This window comes from Candidatus Ruthia endofausta (genome assembly GCF_013342985.1).
Lineage (GTDB): Bacteria > Pseudomonadota > Gammaproteobacteria > PS1 > Pseudothioglobaceae > Ruthia > Ruthia endofausta.
In genome coordinates, this window is record NZ_CP054490.1 from 475,513 (window position 1) to 490,312 (window position 14,800).

Annotated in this window: 16 protein-coding genes; 14 read left to right on the forward strand and 2 right to left on the reverse strand. The window is 35.7% G+C overall.

Features of this window, described 5'->3' with window-relative positions; all coding sequences use genetic code 11:
- On the reverse strand, nt 1-1,176 hold the full coding sequence (locus HUE58_RS02535) for an efflux RND transporter periplasmic adaptor subunit (RefSeq protein ID WP_174605493.1): 1,176 nt from the start codon (nt 1,174-1,176) through the stop codon (nt 1-3).
- 200 nt (nt 1,177-1,376) lie between these two features.
- On the opposite strand from HUE58_RS02535, the gene pdxA reads away from it, so the two are divergent.
- The 4 genes from pdxA to HUE58_RS02555 are packed head-to-tail and all read left to right on the forward strand — an operon-like array spanning nt 1,377 to nt 4,272.
- Nucleotides 1,377-2,375, forward strand: a complete 999-nt coding sequence (pdxA, locus tag HUE58_RS02540) for a 4-hydroxythreonine-4-phosphate dehydrogenase PdxA (protein WP_174605494.1) — start codon at nt 1,377-1,379, stop codon at nt 2,373-2,375.
- Nucleotides 2,368-3,120 (forward strand): 16S rRNA (adenine(1518)-N(6)/adenine(1519)-N(6))-dimethyltransferase RsmA, encoded by a 753-nt coding sequence (gene rsmA / locus HUE58_RS02545; RefSeq protein ID WP_174605495.1) that lies wholly within the window; start codon nt 2,368-2,370, stop codon nt 3,118-3,120. Before pdxA ends, rsmA begins: the two co-directional genes overlap by 8 nt.
- Nucleotides 3,104-3,475 (forward strand): Co2+/Mg2+ efflux facilitator ApaG/CorD, encoded by a 372-nt coding sequence (apaG, locus tag HUE58_RS02550; RefSeq protein ID WP_174605496.1) that lies wholly within the window; start codon nt 3,104-3,106, stop codon nt 3,473-3,475. The genes rsmA and apaG overlap by 17 nt, the downstream gene beginning before the upstream one ends.
- Nucleotides 3,475-4,272: a symmetrical bis(5'-nucleosyl)-tetraphosphatase gene (locus HUE58_RS02555; RefSeq protein ID WP_174605497.1), complete on the forward strand. Its 798-nt coding sequence runs from the start codon at nt 3,475-3,477 to the stop codon at nt 4,270-4,272. The genes apaG and HUE58_RS02555 overlap by 1 nt, the downstream gene beginning before the upstream one ends.
- Here the strand turns inward: HUE58_RS02555 and dapF are convergent.
- Nucleotides 4,269-5,084: a diaminopimelate epimerase gene (gene dapF / locus HUE58_RS02560; RefSeq protein ID WP_174606222.1), complete on the reverse strand. Its 816-nt coding sequence runs from the start codon at nt 5,082-5,084 to the stop codon at nt 4,269-4,271. The genes HUE58_RS02555 and dapF overlap by 4 nt on opposite strands.
- An 89-nt stretch (nt 5,085-5,173) precedes the next feature.
- Between dapF and HUE58_RS02565 the strand changes: the two genes are divergently transcribed.
- The 10 genes from HUE58_RS02565 to rpoH are packed head-to-tail and all read left to right on the forward strand — an operon-like array spanning nt 5,174 to nt 14,790.
- A complete protein-coding gene (locus tag HUE58_RS02565; RefSeq protein ID WP_174605498.1) occupies nt 5,174-5,527 on the forward strand; it encodes a gamma-butyrobetaine hydroxylase family protein in 354 nt (117 codons plus the stop codon).
- Nucleotides 5,528-5,533: 6 nt separating this feature from the next.
- Complete coding sequence (rseP, locus tag HUE58_RS02570) at nt 5,534-6,871, forward strand: RIP metalloprotease RseP (protein WP_174605499.1); 1,338 nt, start codon at nt 5,534-5,536, stop codon at nt 6,869-6,871.
- A gap of 3 nt (nt 6,872-6,874) precedes the next feature.
- On the forward strand, nt 6,875-9,181 hold the full coding sequence (gene bamA, locus HUE58_RS02575; protein ID WP_246260845.1) for an outer membrane protein assembly factor BamA: 2,307 nt from the start codon (nt 6,875-6,877) through the stop codon (nt 9,179-9,181).
- 44 nt (nt 9,182-9,225) lie between these two features.
- Nucleotides 9,226-10,224 (forward strand): UDP-3-O-(3-hydroxymyristoyl)glucosamine N-acyltransferase, encoded by a 999-nt coding sequence (lpxD, locus tag HUE58_RS02580; RefSeq protein ID WP_174605500.1) that lies wholly within the window; start codon nt 9,226-9,228, stop codon nt 10,222-10,224.
- A gap of 1 nt (nt 10,225) precedes the next feature.
- Nucleotides 10,226-10,669 carry a 3-hydroxyacyl-ACP dehydratase FabZ gene (gene fabZ / locus HUE58_RS02585; protein ID WP_174605501.1) on the forward strand — a complete coding sequence of 148 codons (444 nt, stop codon included), beginning with the start codon at nt 10,226-10,228 and terminating at the stop codon, nt 10,667-10,669.
- A gap of 20 nt (nt 10,670-10,689) precedes the next feature.
- A complete protein-coding gene (gene lpxA, locus HUE58_RS02590) occupies nt 10,690-11,481 on the forward strand; it encodes an acyl-ACP--UDP-N-acetylglucosamine O-acyltransferase (protein ID WP_174605502.1) in 792 nt (263 codons plus the stop codon).
- Between the two features lie 17 nt (nt 11,482-11,498).
- Nucleotides 11,499-13,028 (forward strand): murein biosynthesis integral membrane protein MurJ, encoded by a 1,530-nt coding sequence (murJ, locus tag HUE58_RS02595; protein WP_174605503.1) that lies wholly within the window; start codon nt 11,499-11,501, stop codon nt 13,026-13,028.
- Nucleotides 13,025-13,291 carry an oxidative damage protection protein gene (locus HUE58_RS02600; protein WP_174605504.1) on the forward strand — a complete coding sequence of 89 codons (267 nt, stop codon included), beginning with the start codon at nt 13,025-13,027 and terminating at the stop codon, nt 13,289-13,291. The genes murJ and HUE58_RS02600 overlap by 4 nt, the downstream gene beginning before the upstream one ends.
- Nucleotides 13,288-13,899: a guanylate kinase gene (gene gmk / locus HUE58_RS02605; RefSeq protein WP_174605505.1), complete on the forward strand. Its 612-nt coding sequence runs from the start codon at nt 13,288-13,290 to the stop codon at nt 13,897-13,899. The genes HUE58_RS02600 and gmk overlap by 4 nt, the downstream gene beginning before the upstream one ends.
- A gap of 48 nt (nt 13,900-13,947) precedes the next feature.
- The gene (gene rpoH / locus HUE58_RS02610) at nt 13,948-14,790 is read left to right on the forward strand and encodes an RNA polymerase sigma factor RpoH (protein WP_174605506.1); all 843 of its coding nucleotides are present in this window, start codon (nt 13,948-13,950) and stop codon (nt 14,788-14,790) included.
- The last annotated feature ends 10 nt before the right edge of the window (nt 14,791-14,800 follow it).

Consider the following 14,800-nt stretch of genomic DNA (forward strand, 5'->3'; position numbering starts at 1 on the left):
CTAAATACTCATACCTGAAACCATTAAGATGTTTGGATTAACAACAATTCTTTCGCCAATTTTCAAACCTGATAGAACGCTTTTCTTATCCTTGCCAACTTGTTCGCCTAAACGTATGAATCTTAACTCTGTTTTATTGGTTGATGAATTAATAACGAACACGCTTGGTAGTGAAGAACGCCACATAATAGACACTTCGGGAATAACAGGTGTTAGTATGCCAGAGTATGTTTCAAAAATTTCTACTTCTGCATATGCACCTGACAATACTGGCACATTGGCTGGTAAATCAAACTTAACTTTAACGCTGTGTTTGGCATTATCTGCAATGGGATAAATTTGTGCAAGTTTGGCATCAACCACAATGTTGGCAATGTCCAATTTAATGCGATATGTTTTATTAAGTTTAAGGCTTCTGACTAGTCTCGAAGGCACATTCACTTCAACTTGAAGATTTTTAATATTGGCAAATTTTATTAAAATTTGTCCAGACTGGACAACATCACCCTTATTAATACTTTTAGCCACAATCACACCATCAAATGGTGCACTAATATTGGCATCTTTTAAGCGTAATTCAGCTTGCTTTAAATGCAATTCAGCTTGCTTGAGTTTATTTTTAGCCTGCTGATAGTTTGTGTATCTAGAAGTTCTATTGGCAAACTTGTCAAAATCTGGATTACCTTGGCCTGATATCTTTAGCATAGGATCAGTAAACATTGAAAACATACCTGGTACGCTACCAAACATACCACCTGAGTTTGGGGATACGATTGATTGTGAATATTGAACACCTGCATTTCTAAGCGCTTCATTGGCTGAGGCAATTTCAGCATAAGCTGAATCTCTTTGTGCTTGAATGGATTCTTGTTCTAATGTAACTAAAATTGAACCTTGTTTAAATATGTCACCTTCTTGACCGCCAATACTTAACACATCGCCAGAAACCTGAGCAATTAAATTAACCTGCGAAGAAGAAATGACTGAACCGCCCAAAAGTGCTCTTTTATCAAGTGACATTCCACTCACAATCTGGACGTTATAAACAGATTCAAAATTATTAACGCTTTGATTTACGCCTCTCAAAGGCGCACCAAATGATGTAATTTGCGCCTGAGAAAACAACGAAAATATCAATAAAATTGATGTGAATAATAGTAAGACTGATGAATTCATAGCTGGCCTGTTTTTTTTGAAGTGAAAAAAATAAACTTTAGCGAGAATTTTATATGATTAAAATACGCCATATTTATTATTTTCTTTAAATATGAACAGCTTGCTTTTATCTTACTTGATACAAGTTTTTGTTTTTAAATAACTTTATTTATTTTCATGGACAAATTTCGCTTGTATAGAAACCTCACAATATTAACCTAATGACGACCATTGCTTTCACCGTTGGAGAACCATCAGGTATCGGACCTGATTTGGCTGTTATTTACGCTCAAATAAAATCAAATAAAAATCTTTTGTTATTTGCAGATCCAGATATTTTATTAAATCGTGCAAAACAACTTAATCTAAACATAAAAATCGTTGAATCCGAGCAAGCCAGTTCAGCTTATGAACTGGCTGTTTATCCAATTAAAGTTAACACTCCTGTAGCGTGTGGTATTTTGAATAGAAACAATGCGCAATATGTGTTAAATACACTTGATTGCGCAACTAAGTATTGTCTTAACTCACAATGCGATGCTTTGGTTACTGGTCCAGTACATAAAGGTATTATTAACCAAGCAGGAATTAGTTTTACGGGGCATACTGAATATTTAGCCAACTTGTCTAATACTGATAAAACAGTCATGATGTTGGCAACAAATGACTTAAAGATTGCTCTAGCAACCACGCATATGCCGCTTTCAGAAGTGCCCCAAAGTATTACCACGCAATCTTTGCAAAAAACCATTAGTATTATTCATCAATTCTTATTAAATGACGGTATCGACATGCCTAAGATTGTTGTATGTGGCTTAAATCCACATGCAGGCGAAGATGGCTATTTAGGCATGGAAGAGATTGAAATTATCAATCCTTTAATCAAAAAACTAAACAGCCAAGGATACAATCTTGTCGGCAGTGTGGCTGCTGATACAGCCTTTACATCTGATGCGCTGACTGGTGTTGATTGCGTGCTTAGCATGTATCACGACCAAGGTTTGCCAGTGTTAAAAACATTGGGATTTAAAAAAGCGGTTAATATTACACTAGGCTTGCCATTTATCCGAACTTCGGTCGATCATGGCAGTGCACTTAGTCTTGCAGGTACTGGAAATATTAGCCTTGGTAGTCTAAATACTGCGCTGAATTATGCACAAATGCTAGTAGCCAATCGTAAAAAACGCCAACCTTCACAAGGTGCATCATCTTATGCATAAAGCTCGCAAGTGTTTTGGACAAAATTTTCTCATTGATAATAGAATTATTGACCGTATTGTTGCCACCATCGCTCCAAAGCATGATGATAATTTACTAGAAATTGGTCCTGGGCAGGGCGCCATAACGCTGCCCTTATTAGATTATGTTGAGCAATTGAATGTCATTGAAATTGATCGAAATTTAATTTCAATGTTGGAATCACTGAAACATCCTAATTTAATCATTCATCAAGGTGATGTGCTTAAATTCGACTTAAACACCCTACCCGCACCAATTAGGGTGATTGGAAATTTACCTTACAATATTTCTTCCTCCGTTCTTTTTCATTTGCTTGAAAATTTAGACAAAATAAAAGACATGACCTTCATGTTGCAAAAAGAAGTTGTAGAAAGAATGGCAGCAAACAATGGCTCTAAAATATATGGACGTTTAAGTGTCATGATGCAAACGTTTTTTGATGTTCAGATGATTTTTATCGTACCACCAGAATCATTCAATCCTGCACCAAGAGTAGAGTCTGCCATTGTACACTTAAACCCCTTAACACAAGCAAAAACCAAAGATATTAAAGTACTTGAAAAAGTTGTAAAATTAGCGTTTTCACAACGCAGAAAAACGCTTAGGAATTGCTTGAAATCAATACTAACTCAGGAGCAAACTGATATTGACTTATCTCAACGCGCTGAAATGCTAACAATTGATGATTTTATTACCTTAACACAAGACCATGAAAAACAACATTGAAATAAAGGTTAAAGTGGTCTATTTAGAGCATCAATCGGATGTTTATGCGAGTCAATATGCCTATACTTATACCATTACAATCACCAACAAAGGCGATGCTGGCGTGCAACTTTTAACGCGTCATTGGCGCATTCAAGATGAAACTGGGCATACTGAAGATGTTATTGGCGAAGGTGTAATTGGTCAACAGCCTCATTTGGCATCAGAAGAATCTTTTCAGTACACCTCAGGTGTCATTATCAAAACCTTAACTGGCTACATGAAAGGATCCTATGGTATGGTTGATGACCATGGCGAGCGTTTTAATGTGCAAATTCCTGAATTTGTGCTTAGTAAGCCTTATACGCTACATTAATGTCAGATTATTTAATTGGCGATATTCAAGGTTGTTTTAACTCCTTACAAGCCTTGTTAAAAAAAATTAAATTCTCAAGCGACAAAGACCAGCTGTTTTTTTTAGGCGATGTGGTTAATAGGGGTAAGAAATCTCTAGCCACATTGCACTTTATTAAAGATTTAAAAGGCAATGCCTCAATGGTATTAGGCAACCATGATTTTCACTTGCTGGCTTGTTCACTGGGCAGCAAAAAGCCTAACAAAAAAGACACGTTTATGGATATTATCAATGCCAATGATGCAGATTCACTACTGGGCTTTCTGCGTAACCAACCCTTGATGATTAAGCATAAAAATGCTCTCATGATTCATGCTGGTGTGCCACCAAATTGGGGTGTTGATAGACTTCTTCAACAATCTAAGCAAGTGCAAAAACATCTTCGAGGTGCTAATATTTCACAGTTTTTAGACAACATGTATAACAATAAGCCTAATATTTGGTCTACAGATTTGACCGAACTAGAACAATGTCGATACACTATTAATGCCCTAATGCGGCTACGCTTTTGTAAAGCTAATGGCGAGTTGGAATTTAGTCATAAAATGAATTACACATATCCACCAAAAGGCTTTCAAGCTTGGTTTATGCACAAAGATCGATTGTTAAAAAATACCGATATATTCTTTGGTCATTGGTCTAGTTTGTCAGGTGTTAATCAAACACACATTTATCCTATGGATCACGGCTGTATTTGGCATGGACGATTAAGCGCTATCAGACTAAAGGACAAAAAAGTCTTTTCTATTAGTTGTTAAATTTCTACTCTGCCTTCAAATACAAATTGTGCAGGGCCTGATAAAAATACATGCCCACCCTGTGTGTATTCAATCAAAGCATCGCCGCCACTTAAGTGAGCAACCACATTTTCTTTTAACAGAGTTTGTTCAACACCATAAACCACTGCTGCACAAGCGCCAGAACCACAAGCCAAAGTTTCACCAGAGCCACGCTCATAAACACGTAAGTTAATTTCATGAGTATTCAAGATTTGCATAAAGCCAATGTTGGCTTGATTGGGTAGCAATTTACTTTGTTGAATTTTGCGTGCAATACTACTAACATCAACTGTATTAACATCTTTAACCAGTATCACGCAATGAGGATTGCCAATTGAAACAACACCTAAATCAAACCCTTCGATTTGATAATACGCACTTTGTTGTGGTACTAGGAGGGGAATGTCAATCGGATTAAGACTTGGCTTTCCCATGTCAACACGCACTGTATTGTCATTGTTCAAATATAAACTAATAATGCCAGAGCAAGTTTCGACAATAATTGGATTATTGCTACTTAAACCTTTTTCGCTAACAAAACGCGCAAAACAACGTGTGCCATTGCCACATTGTTCTACCTCTAAACCATCGGCATTATAAATAACATAACGAAAATCAACATTCTTTGTACTGCTAGTCTCAACCACCAATAGCTGGTCAAAGCCAATGCCAAAATGTCGATTGGCTAAATTTACTATTTGTTCAGCATTAAAAGTAACATCAGCAGCAAGGTTATCAACCACCATAAAGTCGTTACCAAGCCCGTGCATTTTTGTAAAATTAATCAACATATCTTGTACATTATCCACTTATAACTCTCAAGGTTAAGAATAATTGAGTTCTGATAAAATATGGCTTAATTTCCACATCAAGGCAATCAATGCAAACACCAACTAATATTACCCTAAACAAAGAAAAAACCTTATTAACCATCACCCTTGGCAAGATTAATTATCCACTTAGCGCTGAATATTTAAGGGTTTATTCGCCCTCAGCTGAAGTGGTTGGTCATGGCAAGGGGCAAGAAACTTTGCAACTTAATAAAGAAAACGTAACCATTTTACGCATTCAGCCAACAGGCAATTATGCCGTTATTTTATTTTTTAGCGATGGTCATGACAGTGGCATTTACTCTTGGTCGCATTTACACAAACTTGCTTTGGATCATGACAAGCTTTGGAGTGAATATTTGCAAAAGCTCAAAGACATTGGACATGCTCATCCACAAATATAAATCCTAATGGCATTTATTTCCTCCCTAGGGTTTTTCTTAATTACTATTGGTATTTTGGTAACTATCCATGAGCTAGGTCATTTTTTAGTCGCCAAAAAACTCAACGTCAAGGTATTGCGTTTTTCTATTGGGTTTGGCAAGATCTTAAAATCATTCAAGTATGGTGAAACACAATACACATTGTGTGTGCTCCCTTTAGGCGGTTTTGTTAAAATGCTTGATGAAAACGAAACGCCAGTTGAGGCGTCAGAAAAACATCGTGCTTTTAATCAACAAAGCGTTTATAAACGCATCATGATTGTTGCAGCCGGACCGCTTGCTAATTTTCTTTTAGCCATTGCCCTCTATACTGTTGTTTTTGTTATCGGTGTTAATGGCGTTAAGCCTGTTGTAAATGTGCTTGAAAGTCCTGGCATTGCTCAACAAGCAGGCATTCAAACAGGCGATCAACTATTAAGTATTAATGGTGTTTTAACACCAACCATTAGCGAATTTTCAATTAATTTTATTCAATCAATGGATGAAAATCCTCTTTATGTTAACGTTATTTCCAGTACTTCAAATCTTAAAAAATTAGAACTTAACTTATCTGGTGATTTCTTATCTAATCCAGAGCAAGGTGTTGATAACTACTTGGGATTTAAATTTGCCATGCCTAAACTTGAGGCAATTATTAACCAAGTTGTGCCTAATTCACCTGCCTCAATAGCGGACTTGCAAACAAATGATAAAATTCTAAGTGCAAATCATACTAATATCGATTCATGGCATGATTTTGTTAATGTTATTCAAAATAGTCCAAATAAAGAAATTAATCTACAAGTTAAACGCAATGGCAATATTTTAAATACGACATTAACACCAAAAATTGAGAACGGTTTAGCCAAAGCAGGTGTTAGCGTCTTAGTGCCCACTGGTTATTTAGATAAATGGCTCGTACTAGTTAAAAAAGATATGCTTGATGCTTTTATAGCGGCCAATGATAAAGTCTATCAACTTACCCTGCTTAATCTAAAAATGATTAAAAAGATGATTATAGGTGACACATCACTTGATCAAATTAGTGGCCCTATTAGCATTGCTAACTATGCTGGCAAAAGTGCTCAAGTGGGTTTTGTTCCATTTTTATCTTTCTTAGCTCTGATTAGTATTGGCCTGGGTTTGCTTAATTTATTACCTATTCCGCTATTGGATGGTGGGTATTTATTTTTCTATTTAATAGAGCTTATTAAAGGTTCGGCTGTTAGTCAATCATTTCAACAAGTTTTAACGAAATTTGGCTTGTTTGTTATTATCTCACTAACGGTTGTTGCTCTGTATAATGATTTGTCACGTTTATTATAATTTATGAAAAAATATAATATGAAAAATATAATCACCTTATTTGTCTTAGCAGCAAGTATCTTAACTTGTTCAGTTGCACTAGCAGCGCCTATTAAAAATATTGAAATTCTAGGTCTTAATGTTATTTCTAGGGGGGCAGTTTTGAGCTATCTTCCAATTGAAGCAGGTGATGATTATAACAATCAAGTGTCAGGACAAATTATTCGCGCCCTGTATAAAACTAATTTTTTTAAAGACATTGAAGTTTCTCAAGAGGGTCAAATTTTAAAAATTAAGTTAACAGAAAACCCCCACATTAAATACATTGATGTGACTAATTATTCAAACAAAGTAATTGAAGAAAAGTCATTAAATCAAATTTTAAAAACCATGGGGCTTTCTCAGGGAAAATTTTTCAATAAAAGACAACTTGATAAATTAATTGCCCAACTAAAAGTTGTATATGCATCAAAAGGTTATTATGGCATTAGCATCGCCAAAACTATTAAGATTGACACACAAAATAGAGTGGGTATTGAGCTTAATATTAGTGAAGGCAAAGTGGCAAAAATTAGTTCAATGAAAATTACTGGCAATCATGTTTTTGATGAAAGTGAGTTATTAAATTTATTTGAAATTGGACAAGCCGACTTTTTTATTATCAATTATTTCACTAAAAAAGATCATCACTCTAAAGTGGCATTAGATGCTGGTATTGAATCTATGAAGTCATTCTATATTAACGCCGGTTATCTTGATTTTAAAGTTAATGAAGTCAAAACAGATTTATCAGAAAATAAACAAAGTGTTAGTATTAACATTCAGATCAGTGAAGGTGCTGAATACAAAATTGGTACCATTCAATTTACGGGCGACTTGCTTAGTCATTCCATTGAAGATCTTAGAAAATTATTGAGTTTTAAAAAAGGCGATGTGTTCGAACGTAAAAAAATGATGCAGAGTTTGCAGTCCATTAATGACGTATTCGCTAATCAGGGTTATGCTTTTTCTGATGTCAAAGTTGCAACATTAGAAAATACAAGTACACATACGATTGATTTAAATATTGACATAACGCCCAATAAAAAAGTTTATATTAACCGCATCACTATTGTTGGCAATACTCGCACTCAAGATGAAGTTATTCGTCGTGAAATTGACATTCATGAGGGTGGCTTATACTCCAATACTGAACTTAATGAATCTATCGAAAAAATCAAACGCTTAGGTTTTTTCTCCGATGTAAAGATGCAAGTTTCAAAACTTGAAGGTTTTAAGGATAAAATTAACCTACATTTTAGTGTTGAAGAAACCCAAACTGGTACTTTTTCAATTGGCTTATCACACTCTAGTAGCACGGGCGCATCACTCAACTTAGGCGTACAAGAAAGAAACTTTTTAGGTACGGGTAATACACTAAATCTTTCTTTATCTAATTCTAAAGCAGCAAGAGATATTAGTTTTTATTTTTCTGATCCGTATTTCACTCAAGATGGGCACAGAATTAGTTACGGCGTATTTTCAAAAAAATTAGACGCATCTGAACTAGAACTAGATGAATATAAGATTGATGAGAACGGCTTTGGTTTAGGCTATAGCATACCAATAACAAAAGAAACAAGAATTGGTGCTGACTTAAGAGCTTCAAAACGTGATGTTACTTGTGGAGAAACCTTTAAAGATAATGATCATGAACCAACACAATGTGCCAGTAAAGATGAAACTGAACTGAAATTAGACTTGAATTGGAGTAACAATACATTAAATGACTTTAATTTTCCAACCAAAGGGCAAAAAAATAGTTTAAATTTTAGTCTGGCCTTACCTGTGGCAGATTTTCGTTACTACAAATTAGACGCCTCTCATAAAAGTTACTACCCACTGAAAAATGATCTGACTCTCTCTTTAAAGGGAAATCTAGGTCTTGCTCAAGGTTATGATGGCAAAGAACTGCCTTTCTTTAAACGCTATTATGGTGGTGGCTCCTCATCAGTGCGTGGGTTTGACTTTAACTCCTTAGGTGCAAAATATATAGGTAGTGATAAAGCCAAAGGTGGTGAGCTTTCCTTTCTAACTAGTGTTTCAGCCATCTCGCCAATCAAATTTATGGATGATAGTAAGAATATGCGCATTAGCACCTTTGTTGATTTAGGGTCTATTAGTGAAAAAGCCTCTGGATTTGACGTAGATGAACTACGCCTTTCAATAGGTGTTGCATTTTCTTGGCTAACACCTATTGGACCATTAGGCTTTTATGCTGCCCAGCCTTTAATTAAAAAATCAGGCGACAAAACCAAAACATTTGACTTTACATTAGGCACTAGTTTCTAAATCAAACGTAGTAGATATAATCACCTTTTGGTTTAATTTGAATAATGTACACATTGGGAGAGATTGCTAAAACTATCAACGCCAAACTTGTGGGTGATACCGATATTGAGATTACAGGCATTGCTACGAGTTTATCTGCCAATCAAGCGCAACTAACCTACATCAACGGTAAAAAATATAAGCAAACATTAATAAACTCCAAGGCTGGCGCTGTTATTCTTAATAATGATTTGCTAAAAAACTGTCCTACCAATGCTTTAATAGTTGATGATGTCTACTTGGCATTTGCAAAAGCCACACACTTATTTAAAAAACAAGTTGTGCCTTATCAAGGTATTCATCCAAGCGTCAAAACTAATCATGCAAAAATAGCACCGAACTGCACTATCGGTAAAAATGTTGTTATTGGCAATCACTGCACCATTGCTTCAAATGTTGTTATTGAAGATAATGTTACCATTGGTAATGACGCTCTGATTCAGCCAAATGTGAGTATTTTGCAAGGTTGTTCAATCGGCAACAAGGTTGTTATATCTCCTGGTGCGGTAATTGGTTCAGAAGGATTTGGCAATGCTCAGGATCAACAAAAACACTGGCATAGCATTGCACACCTTGGTTGTGTTGTTATTGGCAATAATGTGAGCATTGGCGCAAACACAACCATTGACCGAGGCACGATTGAAGATACTCAAATTCACAACGGTGTTCAAATTGACAACTTAGTACATATTGCACACAACGTTATTATTGGCCAAGACTCTGCCATTGCTGCTACAGTGACTATTGGCGGTAGTTGCATGCTAGGAAAAAGATGCATGGTGGGTGGTGGTACAACCATTGCCAGCCACATTAGTTTAGTAGACGATATTATTGTAACAGGTGCCAGCACCGTTGATAGAAATCTATTTGAGCAAGGGCATTACACAGGCTTCACTTCTATTAGCAAGCATCAAAAATGGAAGAGAATACAAGTATGGCTGTTAAATCTTGATAAAATCGCTCATTATTTAAACATTAAACTTAAAAAATTAAAAGAAAAATAACATGGAAATGAATATTCAAGACGTCAAAAACTACCTGCCCCATCGTTATCCTTTTTTACTCATTGATAGAGTGTTAGAGTTAGAAGTTGGCAAGTCAATTGTGGCATTAAAAAATGTTACCTTTAATGAGCCTCAATTTACTGGACACTTCCCTGATCAGCCAATTATGCCTGGCGTTATGATTGTTGAAGCTTTAGCCCAAGCAACAGGAATTTTGGCTTTTAAATCTGAAGTTGGCAGGCCAATTGATGGGCAAATATATATGCTTGTCGGTATTGATAAAGTCAGATTTAAACGTATGGTTGAACCTGGAGACCAATTGCGTTTAGAGGTAGAGATTATGGTAGTTAAACGCGGTATTTGGAAGTTTAAATGCAAGGCAACTGTGGATAATCAAATTGTTACGAGTGCTGAACTTATGTGTACTCAAAAAGCAGCGGATTAATTAAAATTAAGGAGCGTAAAGTGGCTATAAACCCTAGTGCAATTATCGACCCTAGTGCAAAAATTCATAAAAATGCTGAAATATGCGCTTATGTCATTATTGGTGCTAATGTAGAAATTGATTCTGGTACAATTGTTGAAGCACACGTCGTTATTCAAGGCCCAACTAAAATTGGAAAAAACAACCATATTTATTCTTTCGCTTCAATAGGTGGAGATCCGCAAGATATTACTTATGCAGAAGGTCAAGAATCTAGTTTAATTATTAGCAATGACAATCTCATTCGTGAATTTTGCACCATTAACCGCGGTACAGAAAAAGAAAACTCCATCACTCGAGTAGGCTCAAATAATATGTTAATGGCTTATGTTCATATTGCGCATGATTGCCAAGTGGGTAATCATATTATTATGTCCAACAATGCCTCTCTTGCAGGTCATGTTAGAATTCATGATTGGGCAATCTTGGGTGGTTTTACCTTGGTAAAACAATTTTGCATGATTGGTATGCATACCTATGTTGGCATGGGCTGTCAAATCAACAAAGACATTCCTGCTTATATGGTCGCCTCTGGTGTGCAAACTCGGGTTAGAAGTATTAACGCCGAAGGCATGAGGCGGCGAGGTTTTAGCCTTAATGCGATTGCCGCTATTAAACGCGCTTTCAAAGCAGTTTATCGTGAATCTGGCTTGTTAGAACAATCTCTTAAAGAATTAGAACAATCAGAATCTGACCATCCAGAAGTGGTGCAATTTGTTAAATGCATTCGTAGTTCTAAAGTTGGTATTATGCGCGGCCCAACTGAAGAGTGATATTTTAGAGATGCCCCTTGGATAAGTCTTTTTTAAAGTCCAGCAGTGTTATTGCTGCCATGACTTTTCTTTCACGCATACTAGGCTTGGTGCGTGATTATTTTATTGCCCGATATTTTGGTGCCAACGGTCTGACTGATGCCTTTTTAATCGCTTTTAGAATCCCCAATTTTTTTAGGCGTCTATTTGGCGAAGGTGCTTTTTCACAAGCTTTTGTGCCTATTTTAGCTGAGGCTAAAGCCAATAATACACAGGTCAAGGTTCAAAATATCATTAACCATATTGGCACAAAATTTCTTTTTGTGTTAATTATAATCACACTCATTACAGTTATTATTGCACCCATCATCATCTTTATGTTCGCTTGGGGGTTTTATTTTTCACCTGATCCAATGCAATTTAATCTAGCATCAGATATGCTAAGAATCACCTTTCCTTATTTGTTGTTCATCTCTTTAACAGCTTTTTCTGGTGCTATTTTAAATACTTATGATCAATTTGCAGTACCTGCATTTACGCCAGTTTTGCTCAATATTTCTATGATTTTGAGTGCTATATATTTATCTGAACAGATGGACACCCCTATTATGGCACTGGCATGGGGGGTATTTTTTGGTGGCATTGCACAACTTTTGTTTCAAATACCTTTCTTAATAAAAATAAAAAAATTACCCAAATTAACATTTGGCGACCATCAAGCGGTTAAAACCTTAAAAAAACGTATGTTACCTGCCCTATTTGGCGTATCAGTATCGCAAATAAATTTACTAATCGATACCATGATTGCTTCAATTCTTGTTAGTGGTAGTGTTTCATGGCTATATTATTCAGACAGACTATTAGAACTACCCTTAGCACTTATTGGCATTGCTTTAGCCACTGTATCTTTAGCCAAATTAAGTCATCATTTTTCTGATAAAAATGATGAGAAATTTGTGCAAACAATCAATAATGCTTTAACAATTGGATTGATACTTGGGCTACCAGCCTGTGCTGGTTTAGTGTTACTTGCTGAACCTTTAATTATCACCTTGTTCCAATACGATCAATTTGATGCATTTGCTGCATTACAGTCATCATTGAGCCTGATGGCTTATGGCTCAGGGTTAATGGCTTTTATTTTTGTTAAGATTTTAGCCCCTATTTTTTTATCCAGAGGAGACACTAAAACACCAGTTAAAGTCGGGATAATTGCCATGATATCTAATGTTTTCTTAAACATTATTTTAGGTTTTTATTTTGCTCATGTGGGTTTGGCAATAGCCACTTCTATTTCTGCTTTACTCAATACCAGCTTGCTCTATTACTATTTAAACAAACAATCTATCTTTAATGCTTCTAGTAACTTATATCAAACTTTTTTTAAAGCCCTGATTGCAAGCTTTATAATGATTGTCTTTATTTTGATTTCTGGATCAGAAGTTAATATTTACTTAAAGGCTGATGTTAGTTCAAGAATAACATTGCTAGGTACAACTATTGTGCTTGCAATTGTTGTATATTTTTCCAGCTTAAAACTGCTAAACATGGGAATGAAAAAACAATGAATACTGTAAAATGTATTAAATTAGGCAAGCAACTTGAAGCCTTGGATAGAGCGCCCTACCCCGGTGAATTAGGTCAGAGAATACTAGGCAACGTATCCAAACAAGGCTGGCAGCTCTGGCTTGAGCATCAAACTATGTTGATCAATGAAAACAACTTAAATCTGATGGATTCAAACTCACAAAGTTATCTTAAAGAGCAAATGGATAAGTTCTTCTTTTCAAAAAAAGGTGCAGACAACATTCAAGGTTACACACCTAAATGAGTAACGGCGTGTTGTTTGTTATTTCCGCCCCTTCAGGATGTGGAAAAACTTCATTGGTTAAAGCGCTCATTAAAAAAATTGATCATTTGTGTGTTTCAGTTTCACATTCTACAAGAGTGCCACGCTTAGGCGAAGTACAGGGCGAAAACTACTTTTTTGTCTCTAAAGATGAGTTTAATAAAATAAAAAATAGCAATGGCTTTATTGAATCAGCACAAGTGTTTGATAATAACTATGGCAGTGCTAAACAATCGGTTCAAAATTTGTTAAATAATGGCTCTGATGTTATTTTAGAGATTGACTGGCAAGGTTTTAGACAAGTTAAACAAACCTTTAATCGTTCAGTTGGTATTTTTATTCTCCCACCTTCTCAAACAGCATTAAAAGAACGTCTAACTAACAGAGGAGAAGACAATCAAGGTATTATTGACAGAAGAATGCATGATGCAGTAAGTGAAATGCAACATTTTAATGAATTTGACTATTTGGTTATTAATGATAACTTTGACGTGGCTCTGAATGATTTATCAACCATTGTGCAAGCTGCACGCCTAACGCTAACACAACAATCAGATAAGTATCAAGATTTGCTTAAAACATTGATATAACCTATAATATCAATCCTTACTGATATTTATCATTAGTTATTTAATAAAATGAGTCAAGAGTTCGCATTATTACCTGCTAAAAAAACCTCAAGCCTGGAGGTTCAAAAATATCCGCCAATTCTGAGCAGTGAACAAGAACATGAATTAGCCGTTCAATTGTATGAAAATCACGATTTAAGTGCAGCCAGAAAATTGGTTTTATCACACATGCGCTTTGTCGCCTTTATTGCCCATGGCTACAAAGGCTATGGTCTTGAACAAGCCGATCTTGTGCAAGAAGGTACCATTGGGTTAATGAAGGCAGTTAAGCGTTTTAATCCAAATAGAAATGTGCGTCTTGCCTCATTTGCAGTATATTGGATTCGTGCGGAAATTCACGAATTTATTTTCAAGAATTGGAAAATCGTTAAAGTTGCCACAACCAAGGCACAACGCAAATTATTTTTCAAACTTAAACAAGCTAAGGCACATATTTATAGCTCATTGAACGAAGAACAGGCGGATAAAATTGCCAACGATTTGGGCGTGCGTCGTAAGGATGTATTGGAGATGGAATCACGCTTGCAATTTAACGATGTAACGTTTGAAGTGTCTGATGATGAGGATTCTCATGCACCAGAACAATATTTAACCAATGAAAACGTCCAAACACCTGAGCAACTATTACTAATAGACGATTCAAAACAAAACCAACAGCAGCAACTTTACAAAGCCTTGTCGTCGTTAGATGAAAGAAGTTTGGATATTTTACAATCTAGATACTTGAAAGAAGAAAAAACAACCCTACATACTTTAGCAGACAAGTATGGCATCTCAAAAGAAAGAGTGCGCCAACTTGAAACTAAAGCCATGCAAAAGCTTAAATCAAATTTACAAGAGCAAACTCTTTAAAGACCGACTT